Source organism: Pantoea sp. SM3 (genome assembly GCF_000963995.1).
In the GTDB taxonomy this organism is placed as follows: Bacteria; Pseudomonadota; Gammaproteobacteria; order Enterobacterales; family Enterobacteriaceae; genus Pantoea; species Pantoea rwandensis_B.
Genome location: NZ_JZRD01000053.1, coordinates 15,846 through 37,872, shown reverse-complemented (window position 1 = coordinate 37,872; position 22,027 = coordinate 15,846). Strand labels below are relative to the sequence as shown.

At 54.6% G+C, this 22,027-nt stretch carries 19 protein-coding genes; 11 read left to right on the top strand and 8 right to left on the bottom strand.

Annotated features, from left to right (window positions below):
* Positions 1-119: 119 nt before the first annotated feature.
* Positions 120-1,742, bottom strand: a complete 1,623-nt coding sequence (cueO, locus tag VI01_RS23245; RefSeq protein ID WP_045816817.1) for a multicopper oxidase CueO — start codon at positions 1,740-1,742, stop codon at positions 120-122.
* Between the two features lie 177 nt (positions 1,743-1,919).
* Here cueO and VI01_RS23240 point away from each other — a divergent pair, with 177 nt between their 5' ends.
* The 3 genes from VI01_RS23240 (at position 1,920) to speD (ending at position 4,054) form a co-directional block, all read left to right on the top strand.
* Positions 1,920-2,267, top strand: a complete 348-nt coding sequence (locus VI01_RS23240) for a YacC family pilotin-like protein (protein WP_007888732.1) — start codon at positions 1,920-1,922, stop codon at positions 2,265-2,267.
* Positions 2,268-2,375: 108 nt separating this feature from the next.
* Positions 2,376-3,239 (top strand): polyamine aminopropyltransferase, encoded by an 864-nt coding sequence (gene speE / locus VI01_RS23235; protein WP_045816816.1) that lies wholly within the window; start codon positions 2,376-2,378, stop codon positions 3,237-3,239.
* A gap of 5 nt (positions 3,240-3,244) precedes the next feature.
* The gene (gene speD / locus VI01_RS23230; RefSeq protein ID WP_045816815.1) at positions 3,245-4,054 is read left to right on the top strand and encodes an adenosylmethionine decarboxylase; all 810 of its coding nucleotides are present in this window, start codon (positions 3,245-3,247) and stop codon (positions 4,052-4,054) included.
* A 112-nt stretch (positions 4,055-4,166) separates the two neighbouring features.
* Here the strand turns inward: speD and VI01_RS23225 are convergent, their stop codons facing one another.
* Genes VI01_RS23225 through VI01_RS23215 form a run of 3 tightly spaced genes read right to left on the bottom strand, consistent with a single transcriptional unit; the run spans position 4,167 to position 7,179 of the window.
* Positions 4,167-4,928, bottom strand: a complete 762-nt coding sequence (locus VI01_RS23225) for a DeoR/GlpR family DNA-binding transcription regulator (RefSeq protein ID WP_038649008.1) — start codon at positions 4,926-4,928, stop codon at positions 4,167-4,169.
* 6 nt (positions 4,929-4,934) lie between these two features.
* Positions 4,935-5,915: a D-threonate 4-phosphate dehydrogenase gene (locus tag VI01_RS23220; protein ID WP_045816814.1), complete on the bottom strand. Its 981-nt coding sequence runs from the start codon at positions 5,913-5,915 to the stop codon at positions 4,935-4,937.
* Positions 5,908-7,179 carry a four-carbon acid sugar kinase family protein gene (locus VI01_RS23215; protein ID WP_045816813.1) on the bottom strand — a complete coding sequence of 424 codons (1,272 nt, stop codon included), beginning with the start codon at positions 7,177-7,179 and terminating at the stop codon, positions 5,908-5,910. The genes VI01_RS23220 and VI01_RS23215 overlap by 8 nt, the downstream gene beginning before the upstream one ends.
* A gap of 189 nt (positions 7,180-7,368) precedes the next feature.
* On the opposite strand from VI01_RS23215, the gene VI01_RS23210 reads away from it, so the two are divergent.
* The 6 genes from VI01_RS23210 to VI01_RS23185 all read left to right on the top strand — a co-directional run bounded on the left by VI01_RS23210 (position 7,369) and on the right by VI01_RS23185 (position 14,346).
* The gene (locus VI01_RS23210) at positions 7,369-8,517 is read left to right on the top strand and encodes an iron-containing alcohol dehydrogenase (protein WP_038649013.1); all 1,149 of its coding nucleotides are present in this window, start codon (positions 7,369-7,371) and stop codon (positions 8,515-8,517) included.
* Positions 8,518-8,534: 17 nt separating this feature from the next.
* The gene (locus VI01_RS23205; protein WP_045816812.1) at positions 8,535-9,419 is read left to right on the top strand and encodes a dihydrodipicolinate synthase family protein; all 885 of its coding nucleotides are present in this window, start codon (positions 8,535-8,537) and stop codon (positions 9,417-9,419) included.
* 54 nt (positions 9,420-9,473) lie between these two features.
* Positions 9,474-10,427: a phosphoglycerate dehydrogenase gene (locus VI01_RS23200; RefSeq protein ID WP_038649018.1), complete on the top strand. Its 954-nt coding sequence runs from the start codon at positions 9,474-9,476 to the stop codon at positions 10,425-10,427.
* 151 nt (positions 10,428-10,578) lie between these two features.
* Positions 10,579-11,898, top strand: a complete 1,320-nt coding sequence (locus VI01_RS23195) for an MFS transporter (protein WP_045816811.1) — start codon at positions 10,579-10,581, stop codon at positions 11,896-11,898.
* Positions 11,899-11,968: 70 nt separating this feature from the next.
* Positions 11,969-13,306, top strand: coding sequence for an MFS transporter (locus VI01_RS23190; protein ID WP_045816810.1), 1,338 nt, complete (start codon positions 11,969-11,971; stop codon positions 13,304-13,306).
* On the top strand, positions 13,303-14,346 hold the full coding sequence (locus tag VI01_RS23185) for a cyclase family protein (protein WP_045816809.1): 1,044 nt from the start codon (positions 13,303-13,305) through the stop codon (positions 14,344-14,346). The genes VI01_RS23190 and VI01_RS23185 overlap by 4 nt, the downstream gene beginning before the upstream one ends.
* A gap of 289 nt (positions 14,347-14,635) precedes the next feature.
* On the opposite strand, the gene yacL is transcribed toward VI01_RS23185, so the two are convergent.
* The 3 genes from yacL to VI01_RS23170 all read right to left on the bottom strand — a co-directional run bounded on the left by yacL (position 14,636) and on the right by VI01_RS23170 (position 19,004).
* Positions 14,636-14,998: a protein YacL gene (gene yacL, locus VI01_RS23180; RefSeq protein ID WP_045816808.1), complete on the bottom strand. Its 363-nt coding sequence runs from the start codon at positions 14,996-14,998 to the stop codon at positions 14,636-14,638.
* A 175-nt stretch (positions 14,999-15,173) separates the two neighbouring features.
* Positions 15,174-17,771: a bifunctional aconitate hydratase 2/2-methylisocitrate dehydratase gene (gene acnB / locus VI01_RS23175; RefSeq protein ID WP_075564132.1), complete on the bottom strand. Its 2,598-nt coding sequence runs from the start codon at positions 17,769-17,771 to the stop codon at positions 15,174-15,176.
* A gap of 237 nt (positions 17,772-18,008) precedes the next feature.
* Positions 18,009-19,004, bottom strand: a complete 996-nt coding sequence (locus VI01_RS23170) for an aldo/keto reductase (protein WP_038649032.1) — start codon at positions 19,002-19,004, stop codon at positions 18,009-18,011.
* A gap of 98 nt (positions 19,005-19,102) precedes the next feature.
* Here VI01_RS23170 and VI01_RS23165 point away from each other — a divergent pair, with 98 nt between their 5' ends.
* Together VI01_RS23165 and VI01_RS25980 are read left to right on the top strand one after the other, a co-directional pair.
* Complete coding sequence (locus tag VI01_RS23165; RefSeq protein ID WP_045816806.1) at positions 19,103-20,002, top strand: LysR family transcriptional regulator; 900 nt, start codon at positions 19,103-19,105, stop codon at positions 20,000-20,002.
* A gap of 281 nt (positions 20,003-20,283) precedes the next feature.
* A complete protein-coding gene (locus tag VI01_RS25980) occupies positions 20,284-20,430 on the top strand; it encodes a Hok/Gef family protein (RefSeq protein WP_156149394.1) in 147 nt (48 codons plus the stop codon).
* Between the two features lie 145 nt (positions 20,431-20,575).
* Here VI01_RS25980 and lpdA read toward each other — a convergent pair whose 3' ends face one another.
* Complete coding sequence (lpdA, locus tag VI01_RS23160) at positions 20,576-22,000, bottom strand: dihydrolipoyl dehydrogenase (protein WP_038650261.1); 1,425 nt, start codon at positions 21,998-22,000, stop codon at positions 20,576-20,578.
* Positions 22,001-22,027 lie beyond the last annotated feature (27 nt).

Sequence of the window (22,027 nt, the reverse complement as noted above, 5' to 3'; positions counted from 1 at the left end):
CTGCCCGATGTCCACGCTTGCACCCTGATGCTGAGCATTAAAATACGCCGCTTATGCCCTTGTGTTGCTCAATACCCTGCAGCGAAGCTGTTTTAGCTTCGCTGCAGTACGGCAATCACTTAGCTGACGGTAAAGCCCAGCATCATGCCGGTATCTTCATGCTCCAGCAGATGACAATGCGCCATATAGGCGTTCTCCGCATTGGCAACGTAGTTAAAGCGCACCAGCACTTCACTGCGCCAGCCGTTCACGCTCACCATATCTTTCCAGCCTGCACGATGCGGCGCTGGTGGCTTGCCGTTTTCTGACAGGATGCGGAACTGGGTGCCATGAATGTGGAACGGATGCAGCATGGCGTCACCCTCACCAGAAATGGTCCATTTTTCCAGCTTACCCAGTTCGGCATTGAACATTGGCTTGGTCATATTAAACGCCTGGCCGTTGATTTTATTGCCGTTATGGAAATCATAAGCCGCCGTTTTTCCGTGATCCATCGGCATGCTGCCATGGTCCATCGTCATGGCGCCGCCGCTCATTTTCATGCTGCCATGATCCATCTGCATCGCCCCGCCCTTCGAGTCCATGCTGCCGTGATCCATTTTCATCCCGGCCATGGCTTGATGACCGTAACGATCCATCAGCGCCTGCATGCCTTGTTGATCCAGCTGCGGATCCATCATCAGTTGTAGCCAGCGGCTTTGCACGCCTTCCACTGACGGCAGCGGCGGCAGATCCACCAGCTTATCCGGCATAGAACCACTTGCCATCACGCGCAGTGGCAGAATTTGCACCAGCGGCAAGGGTTGATCAAAGGGGGCCAGCGTCATGCCCATCTGCGTCACCGGCAGCGTCACCATGTCGAAGGTTTTGCCGTCTGAAGTATCAATCATCACTTCGAAACGCTCGCCAGGCAGCAGCGGCAGGCTATCCACTTTTACCGGCTCGGCCAGTAAACCGCCATCGCTGGCAATCACGTACATCGGGCGCTTATCACTGGTGGCGATATCCAGCGAGCGGGCATTGCAGCCGTTCAACAGACGCAGTCGCAGCCAGCCGCGTGGCACCGCTTGCTGCGGATACTGCACGCCGTTGGTTAACATCATGTCACCAAACCAGCCCACCGCCGCGCGCATGATGTCGAGTTGGTAATCGATTTTTGTGCCGTCCTGGGTCAGCTGTTTATCCTGGAAAATCAGCGGCACGTCATCTTCGCCCCACTGCATCGGCAGACGCAATTTGCCGGAATCCTCGTCCTCTAACAGCACCAATCCCGCCAGCCCCTGCGCCACCTGATAGCCGGTTTTGCCATGCTGATGCGGATGGAACCAACAGGTGGCAGCCGGTTGATCGGGCGTAAAGGTCACCTGACGTGAAGCACCGGGCGCAATCAGTGCTTGCGGCCCACCATCGACATCGCCGGGAATTTCCAGACCGTGCCAGTGCAGTGTCGTTGCTTCCGCCAGCCGATTATGAATATTCACCGTCACGGCTTTCTCGCGCGGCAACCGCAGCGCCGGGCCGAGCAGACTGCCGTTATAGCCCCACGTCGGGACGGATTTGCCGTTCCATTGGCTGGTGCCACTCATCGCGGTCAGCGTGTACGCTCCGCGTGCATCGGGCTGCAAAATAGAGGGGATCGGTAACAGCGGGCGCGTAGCCGCCATTAATGAACGGCTCCACAACGGCAGCGCACCTGCCGCGCTGAGTGCGGCGGTCAACTTTAGAAAATGACGACGTTGCATATTCTTATCCTTGTCGTGAATAAGGGCACAGCGTAAACCTTTACCCTGCGGGAGGGTCAAGCCCCTTAACAGAATGCGCTGATAAAAACCGTGGGAATGCCCCATTTAGGCAAATTTAGCGGAATCCCTGCAATAACTGTGCTAACGTCAATTCATTGCCCCTTGTTGAGAATGATTATGACGAAAAGCATCAAGATCCTGCTGCTGGCGGGACTCCTTGGCTTCTCCTCCACCAGTTTTGCCCTGAGCGAATCCGAAGCAGAAGATCTGGCCGATCTGACCGCGGTGTTTGTTTACCTGAAGAACGATTGTGGCTATCAGGATCTGCCCGATGCGCAAATTCGCAAAGCGCTGGTGTTTTTTGCCCAGCAGAACCGCTGGGATCTGAGTAATTACAGCAACTACAACATGAAGTCGCTCGGCGAAGAGAGTTACAAAGATTTGAGCGGTATCGCCATTACCAATGACAAGAAGTGTAAGTCGCTGGCACGTGACTCGCTGAGTCTGCTCGCTTACGTCAAATAGCCCGCCATCCCGCTCTGCTGCTGAAGATTTGACCGTGCAACCACGGTCATATTTCGCTATGCTTTTTCCCCTAATTTCATGGCGATGACATTCGAGGAGAGCCCCATCATGGCCCAGAATGAAATGTGGTATGAGACGCTTCATGCCGGATTTGGACAGTATTTCACGGTAGATAAACTGCTCTATCGCGACAAAACGGCGCATCAGGATCTGGTGATCTTTGAAAATGCCGCTTTTGGTCGTGTCATGGCGCTTGACGGTGTAGTGCAAACCACCGAGCGCGATGAGTTCATCTACCACGAAATGATGACCCACGTGCCAATCCTGGCGCACGGCAAGGCGAAACGCGTGCTGATCATTGGCGGTGGCGATGGCGCCATGCTGCGCGAGGTCTCACGTCACCAAACGATTGAACAGATCACCATGGTTGAGATCGACGCCGGCGTGGTGAGTTTTTGCAAGACGTATCTGCCCAATCACAGCGCCGGTGCCTATGACGATCCGCGTCTGAACCTGGTGATTGATGATGGTGTGAATTACGTCACCCAGACGCAAGAGAAGTTCGACGTCATTATTTCCGATTGCACCGATCCCATCGGTCCCGGCGAAAGTCTGTTTACCTCCGAATTCTATGCGGGCTGTAAACAGGCGCTAAATCCCGGCGGAATCTTTGTGGCACAGAACGGCGTCTGTTTCCTGCAGCAGGAAGAAGCGATCAACAGCCATCGCAAACTCAGCCACTACTTCTCTGACGTCAGCTTTTATCAGGCGGCGGTCCCCACCTATTACGGCGGTATCATGACGTTTGCCTGGGCAAGCGACAACGAGACACTACGCCAGTGGGATGCAGCCACCCTGCAATCACGCTTTGACGACGCTGGCCTGCGCTGCCGCTACTACAATCCCGCGATTCATGTCGGTAGCTTTGCCTTACCGCAATATCTGCTGAATGCCTTGTCGTGTGAGGAGTGACGAAATTGCAAAAGCTGAAACTACACGGCTTCAATAATCTGACGAAGAGCCTGAGTTTTTGTATTTACGATATTTGCTACGCCAACAGCGAAGCCGAACGTGATGGCTACATCGCCTATATTGATGAGCAATATAATGCGAATCGCCTCACCGAAATCCTGACTGAAACCTGCTCTATCATTGGTGCCAACGTGCTGAACATCGCGCGTCAGGATTATGAACCGCAGGGTGCCAGCGTCACGATTCTGGTCAGCGAAGAGCCGATCAACCCGCAGGATATCGACAAATCTGAGCATCCGGGTCCGCTGCCCAATTCGGTGGTGGCGCATCTGGATAAAAGCCATATTTGCGTGCACACCTATCCAGAAAGCCATCCTGAGGGGGGATTGTGCACCTTCCGCGCCGATATCGAAGTCTCCACCTGTGGAGTGATTTCGCCGCTTAAGGCACTGAATTACCTGATTCACCAACTGGAATCTGACATCGTTACCATTGATTATCGTGTGCGTGGTTTTACCCGCGATGTGAATGGCCTAAAGCACTTTATCGATCACGAGATCAATTCGATTCAGAACTTTATGTCCGAGGATATGAAGTCGATGTACGACATGGTGGATGTGAACGTCTATCAGGAAAATATCTTCCACACCAAGATGTTACTGAAGGAATTTGACCTGAAATATTACCTGTTCAATACCAAGCCTGAAGAGCTCAGCCCGCAGGAGCACAAGCGCATCACCAATCTGCTGTGGAAAGAGATGCGTGAAATCTACTACGGCCGCAATATTCCGGCGACGGGATTGAAGCTATCGTAGTGGGCGGCGATTAACGCCCGATGCGCAGCCTGCGCAAGCAAGTGTCGTTGCAGGGCTAGCACTGGGTTATATCTCTTGCTGAAGGGTCGCCATTGATGGCGACCTTGTTGCATCAGGCTGTCAGCTGCAAACCAATGCCACGCTCACGCAAAGCGCGACAAACTGCGTCGTCGAGACGCGCATCCGTCACCACATCGGTCAAACTATCAATCGGCGCGGCGCAGTAGAGCGACCAGGAACCGTACTTACTGCTGTCAGCCAGCAGGATGCGGCGGCGTGCATTCGCCAGCAGATCCATCTTCAGACCGGCTTTATCTTCCGTCGGCGTAGTAATCCCGCGTTCGATACTCCACGAGTTACAGCTGACAAACGCGATATCCGGATTGATGCCGCGCAGCAGGCGTCGGCCATGCTCGCCAATACAAGACTGACTGGAGTCATCGATACGGCCACCAATAATGGTGGTTTCAATCTGCTTGAATTCAGACAGGAACAGCGCGATATGCAGGTCGGCGGTGATGACTCGCAGTTGCAGATGCGTGAGCTGGCGCGCCAGTTCCAGCATGGTGGTGCCAGCATCCAGCACGACGGAATCACCCGACTGCACATAGCTGGCGGCAAACTGCGCGATGGCCTGCTTCTCTGCCAGATTACGCTGCATTTTTTCCAGCGTGGTCGGCTGCGCAGGAATAAAACGATTGAGCGTCACGCCGCCATGGCTGCGGCTAATGACGCCTTCCTTGTCGAGCTTGATCAGATCGCGGCGGATCGTCGCCGGTGAAGCCGAGATCGCACTCACAAGCTGTTCTACAGTGACCAGATTATGACTTTTCAGATAGTCCATAATCTGGTCGAGACGGCTTTGTCCCTTCATATTTCCCTATGCTAGCTGCATCGCGAGTTTAATGGAGATCGCCATGCTCGCAGAGTTCGCTTTACCTGTCCAGGCGATATCAAACGCCGTACCGTGGTCCGCGGAAGTACGGATAAACGGCAGGCCAGCGGTGATATTGACGCCATCATAAAAGCCTAACAATTTCAGAGGGATGTGTCCCTGGTCGTGATACATCGCCACCACCATATCGTACTGACCTTGCTGACACTGCAGGAACACCGTATCCGGCGGGCACGGGCCATAAACATCGATACCCTGCTCTTTCATCACTTTGATCGCCGGTGCCACGGTAGTGATCTCTTCGTCACCAAACAGGCCATTTTCGCCCGCATGCGGATTCACCCCGGCTACGGCAATGCGCGGCTTGTCGAAACCGACGCGGCGCAGGAAGGTATCCGCCATGCCGATCACCGTCTGGATACGATCGCCATTCAGGGTGTCGAGGAACTTACGCAGCGCGATGTGCGTCGTGACGTGGATCACCTTCAAATGATCGGTGTACAGCACCATGGCGTAGTTTTTCGTGTTGGTCAGTTGCGCCAGCAGTTCGGTGTGTCCCGGATAAATGTGCCCTGCTGAGTGCAGTGCTTCTTTATTGAGTGGAGCTGTCGCGATCGCGTGCACTTCACCGGCCAGTGCCAGTTCGGTGGCGCGTTTCACACAGCGCCAGGCCAAATCACCGGCTTCTTTCTGCACCACGCCTGGTTTTAACGCTTCAGGATTGGCCAGCGGTTCATCGATAACGTTGATGATGCCCGGTGCGAAATGCGCGTCTTTGACGTTATCCAGCACGCGTAATTCTGCCTGCGGCGTAATGTTCAATCCCATCACCCGACGCAGCGTGCTGGAACAGCCGACCACCACCGCTGGGATCCCCGCCAGGTCGCCTTCCGCTAACGCTTTAATGATAATCTCCGGGCTGATGCCCGCCGGATCGCCCATGGTCACCGCAATAATTTTATTCACTCGACTTCTCCTCAATGAAACGGATGGCTTCTACCAGGGTGTTTTCGTCACCAAAGCCACCCGCTTTGGTCATCACCGGCAGGTGTAATTCGCTATTTAGCAGAACCCCGTGCGGCACACAGCCCGCCACCAGGCCCTGAATCTGAAAACCACTGGCACCGAGCGCCTGTGCGACGGCAATCGCCACGTCGCCGCCCGAAAGATACAACCCGGCAGGCAAAGCCTGGCGGCAAACGTTCTGGGTCAATTGGGCGAGGAAGTGGCAGATGCGTTCTCCCAGCTCCTGGCGTGACACCTGATGTTGCTGACACAGCTGTTCAATCTCATGGCGTTGCTCTGCATGCTGTGTGGTGCGCACCACGCAGTGTGCGCCGTCGCGTAGGGCCTGTTGCATCGCCTGCTGCCACTCGACAGCCTGCGGCCACGCGGGCTGAGCAAACAGCTGACGGATATCAATATCGATAATGCGAATGTCACGTTGGTTCGCAAGGTGGGCGATTTGCTGCTGCGCGATGGCGCTCATGGAACCCACCACTGCCAACACCGGCCTGGCCGGACGCGCCGCCAGATATTCGCCCAGGGCATCACCCAATCCGGAAGCGCCGGCCAGCAGAGGCCGTGTGGATAAACTCGCCGCCGCCGCCACGATCAGCGCAATGTCAGCATCCTGTTCGGCATCCAGCACCACCAGGCCCTGCTTACTGGCGAGCACTTGTGCCAGCTTGCCACTGCGCACCGTCGCCAAATCCAGGGTTTCACCGGCCAGATCACTCTGCATATGCAGGCGGGTTAACACATGGCTACTGGTCACCGGGGTTTTCGGGTCGCTGGCAAATTCGGTGTCCGTCAGACGCTGCATATTGATCCATACTTCACCTTCACGCGTGGTGCGGCCCAGTTTCGGCACTGCGGGCACCACCAGCGCTAGGGTTTTTCCGCTGGCGTATAACGCCGCTTCTATCTCCGCGCCCGGATTGCCACGTAGCGTGGAATCAATCTTTTTAAACAGCCAGCCATCCTGGGCAATCGCCTGATGCTGCTGTAATGCTAGCGTTGTACGATGCGCGGCTTCTGACGCGCTGACTGCTCGGCTGTCGGTGCTGATAACCAGCACATCGGCGCTGTTAGCATCGTGTGGCGTGCGGCTATCAAACAACACATGCACCTTTGCACCCGCACGTGCCAACCCGCTACCAGCGTCATTGGCACCGGTAAAATCATCCGCAATCACTAAGACGGGTGTTTTCCATGGCTGTGAAGTCATTCTCTTTCCTCTGCCGGCAGCTCGCCGTGTTGAGATTGATTATATTCAATCACTATTGATTATATGTGAGCAAGATCAAATTATTTGAAATCAATTTGTCCTATAAATTTAGGCACTGTAGTGACAGAACCCGCACTGAATGAGCAAAGTTAATCATTTAGTACGAAAAAAACGCGATAAGGGTATGAAATGAATATCAACAGCACCGTGATCAGTGGCTTTCAGGCGCTTAATGACCTCAGCTATTTGCTGCAGGGTAAAGAAAAAGCGCTTCTGGTAACCGATAAAAATATCGAAGGCATTCCAGCGGTTCAGTCGCTGATCGCGCAGCTGAAGCAGCAGATCAGCAGTTTGAGCATTGTGAACAGCGTGCCACCCGAGCCGAGCCAGCACGATGTCGCCGCCATTGTGGCCGCGTTACCCTCAACCGACATTGATCTGGTGATTGGCGTGGGCGGTGGCAGCGTGTTGGATGTCGCCAAACTGCTGTCCATTCTGTGCGTTGACGGTGCGCCGACACTGGATGCCCTGCTGGCCGGTGAGAAACCCCTGACCCGCACCACGTCACTGTTGATTCCGACGACTGCCGGTACGGGTTCCGAAGCCACACCGAACGCGATCCTGGCGATCCCAGAGAAAGAGACCAAAGTCGGCATCATTACTCCGGTGATGCTGCCCGATTATGTCGCACTGGTGCCCGAACTGACCACCAGCATGCCGCCGCATATCGCCTCTTCGACGGGTATTGATGCACTGTGTCATCTGATCGAGTGCTTTACCGCCACCGTGTCCAATCCGGTGAGTGATAACTATGCGCTGATCGGCATGAAAAAGCTGTTTGCCAGCCTTGAGACCACGATTGCCGAACCAGGCAACCTCGAAGCGCGCCTCAACATGCTGTGGGCCTCTTATTACGGTGGCGCATCGATTGCCCACGCAGGCACCCATCTGGTGCATGCGATGTCCTATCCGCTGGGCGGCAAATATCACCTGCCGCACGGTGTGGCGAACGCCATTTTGCTGGCACCGTGCATGCGCTTTGTGCGCCCCGCTGCCGTGAGCAAATTCGCGCAGGCCTACGATCTGCTGCCGGACGCCGATGCCTCACTGGATGAAGAGGCGAAATCACACGCGCTGGTGGAGTATTTCGCCGCGCTGGTGAAACGTCTCAAACTGCCTGCCAGCCTCGAAGAACTGGGCATCGGCCCGGATCATCTGCCGTATCTGGTTGAAGCCGCGCTCGACGTGCAGCGCCTGATGAAGAATGTACCGATGAAAGTGAGCGCCGATGACGTACGAAACGTCTACCTGACACTCTTTCCGGCTTTGAATCACTAAGGATTAATGAGGGCATCATGAGCAAGAAAATTCAGGGCGTATTAACCGCCATCGTCACCACCTTTGACAGTGAAGGTGCATTTAATCCCGCGGCTCAGCGCCTGCAGGTACAACGTCAGCTTAGCGCCGGCAACGGCATCTTCTGCGGCGGCACCAACGGTGAGTTCTTTGTGCTCAACGAGCAGGAGAAATTAGCGGTCACTGAAACCTGCGTGGACGAAGTGAACGGCGCGGCGCCAGTGGTTGCACACATCGGTGAAATCTCCACCCGTGAAACCATCCGTCTCGGCAAGCAAGTCGCCAAACTGGGCGTGGATGCGGTTTCAGTGATCACCCCGTATTTCGTGCCGCTGAAGCAGGAAGAGTTGATTGCGCACTACCGCGCGGTAGCGGATGCAATTGAAGTGCCGCTGTATCTGTACAACATCCCTGCGCGCACCGGCAACACTTTGCAGCCGGAAACCGTGCGTGCGTTGGCTTCGCATCCCAACATCATCGGCATTAAAGACAGCGCGGGCAGCTATGAAAGTCTGAGCGGTTTCCTTAAGGCTGCCGAAGGCATGGAGAACTTCAACGTGCTGACCGGTCCAGATTCGCTGATCCATCGTGGTTTTGTCGAAGGCTGCACCGCCTGTATTTCGGGTCTCGCCAACGTGGCACCGAAAGAAATCAACGCCATTTGGGCACGTTTCCACGCGGGTGATATTGAAGGCTCGCGTCAGGCGCAGGAAAACATTACTGGCCTGCGTACCGATCTCTACAGCGTCGGTTTCCCGCCCGCTACCGTGAAGAAAGCCGTTTCACTGCTGGGTTCAGATGTGGGTAACAGCCGCTATGCGGTGAGCTTCTCTGCCGAAGAAGAGCAGAAGATCCGCCAGATCGTGAATCAGTATCTGCAGTAAAGACCGATTGGGCAGCCTTTGCTGCCCGCTCCAACACCAGGATTGGGAAACACTATGAAAGTTATCTGTACTTCACCGTCTTTCGCCAAATACGACGCTGCACCTATCAACACCCTGCAACAGCATGGTTTTGAGCTGATCACGCTGCCCGCCGATGCACCGCTCAGCGCGCTGGAACCGCATCTGGCCGAGACCGTGGCGATGATTGTTGCCTTCACCGATGTGAACGAAGCACTGCTGGCGCAAGCGCCTCAGCTGAAGATCGTGTGTAAGCATGGCGTCGGTGTCGACAACATCAATCTGGATGCCACCCGCGCACGCGGCATTTACGTCACCAATGTGCCGGATGCCAACAAACATGCCGTGGCCGATTTCGCCTTTGCCCTGATCCTCAACAGCGCGCGTCAGATCACGCAGGCCGCCATTGAAACCCGTGCCGGCAACTGGCCGCGCATCTTTGCCACCGACGTGTATGGCAAAACGCTGGGTATTATCGGCCTCGGGAATATCGGCAAACAGGTCGCGCTGCGTGCCAAAGGCTTCAATATGCGCGTGATTGCGTTCGATTTTTATCCGGATGAAAAATTTGCTGCCGAGCATGGCATCGAATTCGTCAGCCTCGATCAGTTGACCGAAAACAGCGATTTCATCACCTTGCACAAGCCGCTCACCGATAAAACCCAGAATCTGTTCGATGCTGCCCGCATCAAGCGCATGAAGAAGAGCGCTTTCCTGATCAATGCCTCACGCGGTGGCATCGTCAACGAACAAGATTTGTATCAGGCGCTGCTGGATAACGTCATCGCCGGTGCCGCTGCCGATGTCTTCGAGCAGGAACCGCTGGCGGAACATCCGCTGTTCACGCTCAGCAACTTTATCCCTACTTCGCATATCGCGGGTTACACCGACGGCGCCATCAGCGCGATTGGTGAACGCTGCGTTGCGCAGATTGTGCAGTGCATTAAACAGGGCGAGCGCCCGACAAATGTTATGAACGGGCTGGATTAATTTTCTCAAAACCCTACTTAATCCAAATTTTAATCCCCAGTCATGAATGCTGTAGCCAGTGATAAGGTCATTTACCCCCAGACGAGTGGGATAAATGATGGCCGTCAACGCCGCTATCGCACGAAGGACGCCGGGAAGGTGAAAAAATATTATGAACAACACCTCTCGCTCTACCCGCATTCGCTGGTGGATTGCTGGCCTGATGTGGCTGGCAATCGCCATTAACTATATTGACCGTACCGTACTCTCTGCGGCTGCCCCGCATTTGATCAAAGAGCTCGACATCAATCCCGAGATGATGGGCTTTATCATGGCAGCGTTTTTCTGGTCTTATGCGCTGTTGCAGATCCCGGCGGGCTGGTTCGCCGATCGCTTCGGTCAGAAAAAAGGTCTCGGTATTGCGGTGGCCTGGTGGTCAATTGCTACCATGGCTATGGGGCTGGCAACCGGCTTTAAATCACTGCTGGCGCTGCGTTTAGCGCTCGGCGTCGGTGAAGCCGCCGCGTACCCCAGCAACGCGGGTATCACCGCGCGCTGGTTCCCGGATCGCGAACGTGCCACGGTGTCAGGCCTGTTCGACAGCGCATCGAAATTTGGCGGTGCCGTTGCCATGCCGCTGATCGTGTTTATGATCGCCATGTTCGACTGGCGCATCACCTTCCTGGTGATTGGTTCACTCGGTGTGTTCTGGGTCATTGCCTGGTACTTCATTTATTCGGAAAACCCGGAAGATCACAAAGCGATCAGCCAGCAAGAAGTGCGCTTTATCCGTGATGGTCAGGCGCAGAAACACGGCGACAAAAGCGTCCGTCCGATGAAGTGGTACAAGTTGCTGCGCTACCGCAATATCTGGGCAATGTGCATTGGCTTCTTCACCATCAACTACACCTCATACTTCTTTATCACCTGGCTGCCGACCTACCTGGTGAAAGATAAAGGCATGGATTTCCTCAAAATGGGGATGGTGGCTGCACTGCCGTTGATTTGCGGCATGGTGATTGAAGTACTGGCGGGTTGGGCATCGGATCGCATGGTGCACAACAAGGTGCTGTCGCTGACCGCTACGCGCAAGCTGTTCCTGACGATTGGTCTGTTGATGGCACTGTGCATCGGTTTTGCTCCGTTCACTGACTCGGTATTTATGACCGTGCTGCTGCTGTGTATCGCTAAATCGGGTACCACCGTTGCGGCTTCTCAGGTCTGGGCGCTGCCAGGCGATGTGGCACCACAGAACAGCGTCTCCATTGTGGCGGGCCTGCAAAATACCGTTTCGAACATGGGCGGTGCCGTGGGTCCCATCATTACCGGCGCTATCGTCGGGGCGACAGGCCACTTCACCTGGGCGCTGGTGTTCTCTGCTGTATTAGTGGTTATCGGTATTGTTAACTACCTGTTCCTGATGGGTAAAGTTGAACCTATCGTGGATGAGGAACAGGCGCATCATCCACACTCCGTGGTAAGCGGCGCGTAAGTGCCAAACTCGCCGCATCGTCCAGATGCGGCGTTTCCCCTACAGAAAATAAAAAACAATTGGAGGCGACATGTCGCTGAATTCCAATGGATCACCTGCTGCAATTCAGGCAAGTAAAGCGAAAGGGAAATTTCGTTTCGTCATTCTCACGGTGCTGTCAGTTGGCATCGCCATCAACTACATCGATCGCGCCGCCATGAGTGTCGCCATGCCGTTTATGAGCCAGGAGTTGCACTTCTCGCCCACAGACAGCGGCTTATTGCTCTCGGCGTTTTTCTGGAGCTATGTACTGTTCCAGCTGCCCGGCGGCTGGCTGGTCGATAAACTCGGTCCACGCATCACTTTTGCCGTCAGTAGCCTTGGCTGGGGTTTAGCCACCGCCGCCTGTGGCCTGGCCAGTTCTATTGCCGCACTGGTGGGCTTCCGCTTTGTGCTCGGCGCGGTAGAAGCCCCCAGTTATCCCGCCAGTTCTTCAACGGTAACACGCTGGTTCCCACGTCAGGAGCGCAGCTTCGCGGCGGCCACTTTCAACAACGGCAGTAAAATCGGCGGCACGCTGGCGATTCCGATTATCTCCTTCCTGATTGCGCTGGTCGGCTGGCGTATGACTTTCGTCATCTCCGGCGTGGTGGCGGTAGTGTGGGCGCTGGCGTGGTATTTGTGGTATCGCGATCCGCGCGATCACAAAACGGTGACGCGTGAGGAAGTGGAGTTCATTGAGGCCAACCAGGATCCACAAACCGGCGATCCAATGAGCGTGCGCCAATTGTTGGGCCAACGTGCCGTACAGGCGATGATGGCCGGCTTCTTCTGCATTAACTTCGTTTCATACTTCTTCTTTACCTGGTTCCCAACTTATCTGGTGGAAACCTTTCACTTGTCACTGATGAAATTCGGCCTGCTCGGCATGCTGCCTGGACTGGCGGCGATTGTGGGCGGCTGGTGTGGCGGGTTGCTGTCCGATTCACTGGTGCGTCGAGGTTACTCGCTGAGCGTGGCGCGCAAGATCCCGCTGGTCGGCGGCATGCTCGGTAGCGCTACCATCGGTCTCGCGGCGTTTTCTCCCACTGTTGGCCTGGCGCTGGCAGCACTCTGCTTTGCCAACTTCGCCGCCACCTTTGCGTCTGCCGCGCTGTGGGCGCTGCCGTCAGATGTCGCGCCAAACCGCGCTAACGTTGCCACCATCGGCGGTATCCAGAACATGGCGGCCAATCTGGCCGGGATTATTTCGCCTATCCTGATCGGGGTGATCATGCAATACACGCACTCCTTTGTGATCCCACTGGAAATCGCCGGGGTGATCTGTGTTGTGGGGGCGCTGATTTACGCCTTCTGGCTGCCGCGTGTGCAGCCGATGGGTACCGAATCTGCCGCAGCACTGGAAGGCAACTTAAGGAGAGAAGTATGAATGCTCGCTGGAAGCAACGCCCGGCACAGGCGACCTGGGGGGATTTTGGTCCCGACGATCAGCTCGGTCGATTGAATCTTTTAACCGCGCAAAAGGTGCTGGAAGGCGTAGCCGAGGTAAAAACCGGGCAAACTTTCTGCCTGAGTTTACCGCTCGATCTACCGGGCGGCACGGCGATGAATCCACGTCGGCCGCCGCCTCAGCTCAATGCGACACGCCGTGGCGAGCATGCCAATATGACCTATCCGCTGTCGCGTGATAACCCGCTGCTCACCGATGTGATCGGTGATGATACTGTGACGCTGGCATTGCAATATTCGACGCAGTGGGACAGCCTGGCACACATGGGGCAGTGGTTCGACGTCAACGGCAACGGCGAACCAGAGATGGTGTTTTACAACGGCTATAAAGCCAATGTGGATATCGTTGGGGAAACTGATTATCGCGGCGGTTGCGGCTGCGATCACGGCAGCCATTTGGGCGCGAAGAAACTCGGCATCGAAAATGTGGCGCAGCACGGCATGCAAGGCCGCGCCGTGATGATTGATATTAAACGTCACTTCGGCACTGAACGGTTTGCCTTTGGCTATCAGCATCTGCAGCAGATCCTCCAGGCAGATGGCATCGAGGTGCGCCAGGGCGACATGGTGTGTTTCCGCAGCGGCATGGATGAAGCGATTCTGGCGATGCAGGGCGAGCCGGATATGACGTTTTTGAACAGCCACTTTGCGGGTCTGGATGGCAGTGATGAGCAGCTACGCAACTGGATCGTCGAGAGCGGCGTAGTGGCGCTGATTGCCGATAATCCGGCGGTGGAAATTTTACCGGCACGCCCAATGAACGATGATTTTTATCCGTCCCATCCGCTGCATGATTTATGTCTGTTCAGATTGGGGGTGTATCTCGGCGAGCTGATGTTACTCAGTCCGCTGGCGGATTGGCTGGCGCAGCACCGGCGCCATGCGTTTCTGCTCACCGCCCCACCGTTGCGTTTACCGGGCGCGGTGGGATCGCCCGCCACGCCAGTGGCGACGGTTTAGGTTGTGTGCAGAGTTGTGGCAGATCGCTCCAAATAAAGCGATGATCAATCCAACAGGACAGAGAAGCCTCGCCCGAAGAGCAAAGCGTTCGCCACATGGATGTGGCGGTCGATCAGCATGGATGCGTGATTCGTTTGCGATCGGGCGGGGATCTTCTGGACCGAGCACCAAGCCCGGCAGCAAAAAAACAGCAACACAATTTACCAAGTGCGCATTAATGCGCACCCGACGAAAACAATGCCAGGCTTGGCGTCACAGACTTTGACTACGACATGTACGTGTATCCAACTTACTTACCGGCGAGAAACTGCCGATAAGCCGCAATCACCGCCAGAAAATCTTCCACACCGCAAAATGACAGGCTCTCTTCGTCGTAATAGGTCATGCCCTCTTCCATGCCATCATCTTCCAGCGCCAGCTGGTTGGCACGGATCATCACCTCTTCTTCATCCAGCCAGATGGTGTACTCATGTCCGACACGCTGCCACTGATTGATGGTGCCCTTCACTTCCCGCGCTGCCGCTTCCACTTCATCCAGCAGGGCCAGATTATTGCTGACCTCTTCATTGAACCAGTGCCCCACCGCTTCGTGGTCCATCGACATACGTACTTTGACCTGCCCGGTCAAATCACGCAGAAATTCATACTCCATGGGTTTGCCTCGTGTAGCTAATGGCGCGACGTGAAGCACCGGTTAGGTGCATTTTGTGCGTAGCGCGCTGAATAAAGTGGGATCGCGCTCGCATTATGCCAGGTCATGCATGAGGAAAAAAGTGCATAAAAAAAGGGGACGATTCGCATCGTCCCCTCCTCATTCTTCGCGCCGATTAAACAGCGGTCTGGAAGATCACACCATCAGCTTTCTCGGTGTACTGACCCAGTTGGTCAAAGTTGAGATAGCGGTAAGTATCTGCCGCCGTCTTATCAACCTGAACCATAAACTGCTGATACTCATCTGGCGTTGGCAGTTTACCCAGCAGGGATGCCACCGCAGCCAACTCAGCCGAAGCCAGGAACACGTTCGCGCCGGTACCCAGACGGTTCGGGAAGTTACGGGTTGACGTGGAAACCACTGTCGCACCGTCTTTCACACGCGCCTGGTTACCCATGCAGAGTGAACAGCCTGGGATCTCGATACGCGCACCGCTCTTACCGAAGACGCTGTAGTAGCCCTCTTCCGTCAGCTGTGCGGCATCCATCTTGGTTGGTGGTGCAACCCACAGACGGGTTGGCAGCTGGCCTTTATGCGCATCCAGCAGTTTACCGGCTGCACGGAAGTGACCGATGTTGGTCATGCAAGAGCCGATGAACACTTCATCGATCTTCTCGCCCTGCACATCAGACAACCAGCGTGCATCATCTGGATCGTTTGGCGCACACAGGATTGGCTCTTTGATTTCGGCGAGATCGATGTCGATCACAGCAGCGTATTCTGCATCCGCATCGCCTTCCAGCAGTTGCGGATCCGCCAGCCATTTCTGCATGCCTTCAACGCGGCGCTCCAGCGTACGACGATCGCCGTAACCTTCGGAGATCATCCACTTCAGCAGCACGATGTTTGAGTTCAGATACTCAATGATCGGCTCTTTATCCAGTTTGATGGTACAACCCGCCGCAGAACGCTCAGCCGATGCATCCGTCAGCTCAAATGCCTGCTCCACTTTCAGTTTCGGCAGACCTTCGATTTCCAGCACGCGACCAGAGAAGATGTTTTTCTTCCCTTTCTTCTCAACGGTCAGCAGGCCCGCTTTGATCGCGTACAGCGGAATAGCGTGAACCAGATCGCGCAGGGTGATGCCCGGCTGCATTTCGCCTTTGAAACGCACCAGCACTGACTCAGGCATATCCAGTGGCATCACGCCGGTCGCAGCAGCAAACGCCACCAGACCAGAACCTGCCGGGAAGGAGATACCGATTGGGAAACGGGTGTGCGAATCGCCGCCGGTACCCACGGTATCTGGCAGCAGCATACGGTTCAGCCAGCTGTGGATAACGCCATCGCCCGGACGCAGTGAAACACCGCCACGGTTCATGATGAAGTCTGGCAGGGTGTGGTGCGTGGTCACGTCAACCGGTTTAGGATAGGCCGCGGTGTGACAGAATGACTGCATCACCAAATCGGATGAGAAGCCCAGGCACGCCAGGTCTTTCAGTTCATCACGGGTCATTGGACCGGTGGTATCCTGAGAACCCACAGACGTCATCTTCGGTTCGCAGTAGGCACCCGGACGGATACCTTCAACGCCACAGGCACGGCCAACCATTTTCTGCGCCAGTGAGTAACCACGGGTGCTGGCAGCCACATCTTTCGCCTGCACAAACACATCGCTGTGCGGCAGACCAAGAGATTCGCGTGCTTTGGTGGTCAGGCCACGACCGATGATCAGTGGAATACGGCCACCGGCACGGACTTCATCCAGCAGCACTTCGGTTTTCAGCTCGAAGGTCGCCAGCAGTTCGTCGGTTTCGTGATTGCGTACTTCACCCTTGTATGGGTAAACATCAATCACATCACCCATGTTCAGACGGTCAACGTCGACTTCAATTGGCAGTGCGCCCGCATCTTCCATGGTGTTGAAGAAGATAGGAGCGATTTTACCGCCGAGGCACAGACCGCCGCCTTTTTTGTTTGGCACGTACGGAATGTCATCGCCCATGAACCACAACACCGAGTTGGTGGCGGATTTACGGGAAGAACCTGTACCCACAACATCACCGACGTAGGTCAGTGGGAAGCCTTTTTTCTGCAGTGCTTCGATCTGTTTGATCGGCCCAATGTTACCGGCATCGTCGGGTTCGATACCATCACGTGGGTTTTTCAACATCGCCAGTGCGTGCAGTGGAATATCCGGGCGTGACCATGCATCCGGTGCCGGAGAGAGGTCATCGGTGTTGGTTTCGCCGGTCACTTTAAACACGGTGGTGGTGATTTTTTCAGCCAGCTTAGGACGCTTCAGGAACCACTCTGCATCGGCCCAGGACTGGATAATTTTTTTCGCGTGGGGGTTACCCGCTTTCGCTTTCTCTTCGACATCGTAGAAGTTATCGAACATCAGCAGCGTGTGGGACAGGGCTTCAGCGGCAATGGGAGCCAGTGCTTCATCGTCAAGCGCTTCGATCAGGGCATGGATGTTGTAGCCACCCTGCATGGTGCCCAGCAGTTCAACTGCCTTTTCGCGAGTAACCAGAGGAGAGAGGGCTTCGCCCTTCGTGACAGCTGCCAGGAAACCAGCTTTTACATAAGCCGCTTCATCAACACCTGGGGGTACACGGTTGACCAATAGATCGGTCAGGAATTCTTCTTCACCCGCTGGCGGGTTTTTCAGCAGTTCAACCAGCGCGGCCATTTGGGAAGCATCTAACGGCTTAGGTACGATTCCCTGGGCAGCACGCTCGGCAACGTGCTTACGGTATTCTTCTAGCACGACGTTCTCCTCGCTCTCATTGTATAGCTTTCCGGTACACCCCTTGAGCTGTCAAACAGTAGGGTGAGGTGCCCGGTTCCGCGTCGGCCAGCATAGCAGCATTTCGGCTGATTGTTAATCTGTTTACAAAAAAGCAACATCCGTGCGTTATTTAGCAGATTTATCTGGAGATTGAGCGCGATCACACAAAAAAGCAGGCCACCTGAGCCTGCTTTTTTGTGTTTTAAGAGCTAGAAATTAGCGATCGACCAGGGTGAACTCGCTTTCGTTGTAGCGCTCACCTTGAATGTTTTCTGGATTGAACAGCGTATCCAGGGCCTGAATATCTGCCGAATGAATGGTGAGAGCAGCCGCAGCACAGTTTTGTTCCAGATTGGCAATTTTACTGGCACCAGGGATCGGCACAATATCCTCACCTTTCGCCAGCACCCATGCCAGCGCCAGTTGTGCTGCCGTCGCATCATAACCTGCAGCCATCTCTGAGAGCTGATTCACTAACTTCTGGTTATGCGTCTGTGCGTCCTGCTGGAAACGCGGCAGGGAGCGACGAAAATCATCGTCCGCCAGCGTGGCCGCCGCCGGGAATTTGCCGGTGAGGAAACCTCGGCCTAACGGACTGTAAGGGACAAATCCGATATTTAGCTCACGGCAGGTCGCAAGAAGCTCTTGCTCTGGATCGCGCGTCCACAATGAGTATTCACTCTGCAGGGCGGAGATCGGATGCACCGCCTGCGCGCGGCGTAAAGTGGCTGATGAAACTTCGGATAAGCCGAGATACTTCACCTTCCCTTCACGCACCAGATCCGCCATCACGCCTACCACATCCTCTATCGGCACGGCCGGATCAAGACGATGCTGATACAGCAGTTCAATGGTTTCGACACCGAGTCGCTGGAGTGAACCTTCCACGGCGCGGCGGATATGCGCCGGTTCGCTATTGGCACCGGTAATGCGCTCCCAGCCCTCCCCATGATCGGTGATGCGGAAACCAAACTTGGTGGCGACCTTGATATCACTGCGGCCTTTGATCGCTTTAGCCAGCAACGTTTCATTGGTGAAGGGACCATAAACTTCAGCGGTATCGAGGAAATTGACACCGAGATCAAACGCACGTGCCAGCGTATTCAACGCCTGCTTCTCATCATTCTGACCATAGGCAAAGCTCATGCCCATGCAGCCTAATCCTAACGCTGAAACCTGTAATCCCTGACTGCCTAATTGACGCTGTTGCATTGATTTATCCTCTTCGCTTACGGTGTTAATGTTATAAACCTCAGCAATCGCAGCAACAATTGTGCGATTTTCGTTGATTTAGTGAATGGAACTCAGCAATGAACAACTACCGTGCATCAATGCAGGAACTGGAGATGTTTGCCGCTATCGCGCAGCATCTGAGTTTTCGCAAAGCCGCCGAGGAGCGTAACGTGACGCCCTCCAGCCTGAGCCACGCCATGCGCAATTTTGAAGCGCGTTTAGGAGTACGGCTGTTACATCGCACCACGCGCAAGGTGGCACTGACTGAAGCCGGCGAGCGATTTTTGCTGCGCATCCAGCCTGCATTGGCCGATCTTTCACAAGCGGTGGATGAACTGAATGACTGGCGTAGCGATCCTCGTGGTTTGTTGCGCATCAGCATGCCGCGTTCCGCGGAGGCGCTGTTTTTTCAGTCCCTGATACTGCCGTTTGTGCAACGCTACCCGGAAATTACGCTAGAGATCGACAGCAATGATGCACTGGTCGATATCGTTGAGAGCGGTTTTGATGCGGGCGTGCGCTATGGCGATGTGCTGGCGCAGGATATGATCGCCCTGCCCTTTGGCAAGCCGATGCGGGCACTGGCGGTGGCCAGCCCGGCTTTTCTTGCGCAACATGGCGTTCCGCAGTTCCCGGCAGAGTTATTGCAGTTTCCCTGCATTGAAAGACGCTTTCCCAGCGGACGTCGTTATCGTTGGGAATTTTGGCAGGATGGGCGCAAACAGGAAGTGGCGGTAAAAGGCTCACTGGTGCTGGATAATAACGAGCGCATTCTGCAAGCGACTCGCGCCGGATTAGGTATCGCCTTTTTGCATCAGGATGCCGTCCACACGGCTTTAGCCAAAGGGGAATTAGTTGAAATACTGGCTAATTATACCCAGGTTGAGGAAGGATTCTGGCTCTATTATCCCAGCAGGAAATACCTTTCCGCACCGCTCAGGCATTTTATTGACTGGATTAAAAATATTGAAAATTAATTAAGGCAACACCTAACACCTTTAACTAAGGGCGAATAATAAAACCGATAAATTTAATTAAAATGAAAGATAATTTAAGCGTGAAATAAAAAGGAAATCGCGTAGACTGCCTGCGGGCGCTTGAGGCAATCTGCCGCAAGCATTATCAATTGAGGTGGGTTGCGGAAGGAGAAACTCATGCGGTCAATTTTCATCAACCGCACGAGCAGGCAACTACCCAGATACACATAAGCAATGTTAGGGTAGTTGCTTGCTCATGCTAATGCAAGGAGTAAGTGATTATGAAGTTATCATTCAGCAAGCTGATTATCGGCGGGCTCATGTTATTAGTGTTGTGCCTGGTGAATCGTAATACACTTTGTGAGTTACGATTTAAGATATTCACTGCTGAATTATCTGCGGTAATGGCTTACGAAGTTAAGCAGTAAAACTTCAATAGCAGGGGTTCGCCCCTGCTATTTCCGGCAGGGCTTATGCGTTAGCTCCAGCGCCTTATTTATCTATTTAATTAAATAGAACCCGTAATAAAAAACGGCTCCATCAAGGAGCCGTTTCTTTATTTAGCACGAAAAATTATTTCTTTTTCGCTTTCGGGTTTGGCAGATCAGTGATGCTACCTTCAAACACTTCAGCCGCCAGACCCACTGACTCATGCAAGGTTGGGTGCGCGTGAATGGTCAGTGCGATGTCTTCTGCGTCACAGCCCATCTCGATCGCCAGACCGATTTCACCCAGCAGCTCGCCACCGTTGGTACCGACAATCGCACCACCGATGACACGGTGAGTCTCTTTGTCGAAGATCAGCTTAGTCATGCCGTCTGCGCAGTCAGAAGCGATTGCACGACCAGAAGCGGCCCACGGGAAGGTGGAAACTTCATAGCTGATGCCTTTCTCTTTGGCTTCTTTCTCGGTCAGACCAACCCAGGCAACTTCTGGCTCGGTATAGGCAATAGAAGGGATCACTTTCGGGTCGAAGTAGTGCTTCAGACCAGAAATCACTTCTGCCGCTACGTGACCTTCGTGCACACCTTTGTGCGCCAGCATTGGCTGACCGACGATATCGCCGATAGCGAAGATGTGCGGCACGTTGGTACGCAGTTGCTTGTCGACGCGGATGAAACCACGGTCGTCCACTTCCACGCCCGCTTTACCCGCATCCAGACCTTTACCATTTGGCACACGGCCGATGGCTACCAGCACTGCGTCATAACGCTGTGCTTCAGCAGGGGCTTTTTTACCTTCCATTGATACGTAGATACCATCGTCTTTCGCTTCAACAGCGGTCACTTTGGTTTCCAGCATCAGGTTGAATTTCTTGCTGATACGTTTGGTGAAGACTTTCACCACGTCTTTATCGGCAGCAGGAATAACCTGGTCGAACATCTCAACCACGTCAATCTCTGAACCCAGCGCGTTATACACGGTGGCCATTTCCAGACCGATGATGCCGCCGCCCATAACCAGCAAACGCTTAGGCACTTCTTTCAGTTCCAGCGCGTCTGTAGAGTCCCATACGCGTGGATCGTTGTGTGGAATGAAAGGCAGTTCGATTGGGCGAGAGCCCGCAGCGATGATCGCGTTATCGAAGTTGATGGTGGTTGCGCCACCCTCACCTTCCACTACCAGGGTGTTCGCGCCGGTAAATTTACCCAGACCGGTAACCACTTTCACTTTACGGCCTTTCGCCATACCGGCCAGACCGCCAGTCAGTTGAGTGATGACCTTCTCTTTCCAGGTACGAATCTTGTTGATGTCAGTTTGCGGCTGGCCAAACACGATGCCGTGCTCTTCCAGTGCTTTGGCTTCTTCGATCACTTTCGCAACATGAAGCAGCGCTTTTGACGGGATACAGCCCACGTTCAGACAAACACCACCGAGGGTGCTGTAACGCTCAACGATTACGGTTTCCAGACCTAAATCAGCGCAACGGAAGGCTGCAGAGTAACCTGCAGGACCTGCCCCAAGTACCACGACTTGAGTTTTAATCTCTGTACTCATCATGACCTCTTATTAGATTGCCGGCGG

Bases quoted from the DNA above. Each gene is read 5' to 3' on its own strand.
- cueO (WP_045816817.1), bottom strand. From the start codon at position 1,742: ATGCAACGTCGTCATTTTCTAAAGTTGACCGCCGCACTCAGCGCGGCA.
- VI01_RS23240 (WP_007888732.1), top strand. From the start codon at position 1,920: ATGACGAAAAGCATCAAGATCCTGCTGCTGGCGGGACTCCTTGGCTTC.
- speE (WP_045816816.1), top strand. From the start codon at position 2,376: ATGGCCCAGAATGAAATGTGGTATGAGACGCTTCATGCCGGATTTGGA.
- VI01_RS23225 (WP_038649008.1), bottom strand. From the start codon at position 4,928: ATGAAGGGACAAAGCCGTCTCGACCAGATTATGGACTATCTGAAAAGT.
- VI01_RS23215 (WP_045816813.1), bottom strand. From the start codon at position 7,179: ATGACTTCACAGCCATGGAAAACACCCGTCTTAGTGATTGCGGATGAT.
- VI01_RS23210 (WP_038649013.1), top strand. From the start codon at position 7,369: ATGAATATCAACAGCACCGTGATCAGTGGCTTTCAGGCGCTTAATGAC.
- VI01_RS23205 (WP_045816812.1), top strand. From the start codon at position 8,535: ATGAGCAAGAAAATTCAGGGCGTATTAACCGCCATCGTCACCACCTTT.
- VI01_RS23200 (WP_038649018.1), top strand. From the start codon at position 9,474: ATGAAAGTTATCTGTACTTCACCGTCTTTCGCCAAATACGACGCTGCA.
- VI01_RS23195 (WP_045816811.1), top strand. From the start codon at position 10,579: ATGAACAACACCTCTCGCTCTACCCGCATTCGCTGGTGGATTGCTGGC.
- VI01_RS23190 (WP_045816810.1), top strand. From the start codon at position 11,969: ATGTCGCTGAATTCCAATGGATCACCTGCTGCAATTCAGGCAAGTAAA.
- VI01_RS23185 (WP_045816809.1), top strand. From the start codon at position 13,303: ATGAATGCTCGCTGGAAGCAACGCCCGGCACAGGCGACCTGGGGGGAT.
- yacL (WP_045816808.1), bottom strand. From the start codon at position 14,998: ATGGAGTATGAATTTCTGCGTGATTTGACCGGGCAGGTCAAAGTACGT.
- VI01_RS23170 (WP_038649032.1), bottom strand. From the start codon at position 19,004: ATGCAACAGCGTCAATTAGGCAGTCAGGGATTACAGGTTTCAGCGTTA.
- VI01_RS23165 (WP_045816806.1), top strand. From the start codon at position 19,103: ATGAACAACTACCGTGCATCAATGCAGGAACTGGAGATGTTTGCCGCT.
- VI01_RS25980 (WP_156149394.1), top strand. From the start codon at position 20,284: ATGAAGTTATCATTCAGCAAGCTGATTATCGGCGGGCTCATGTTATTA.
- lpdA (WP_038650261.1), bottom strand. From the start codon at position 22,000: ATGAGTACAGAGATTAAAACTCAAGTCGTGGTACTTGGGGCAGGTCCT.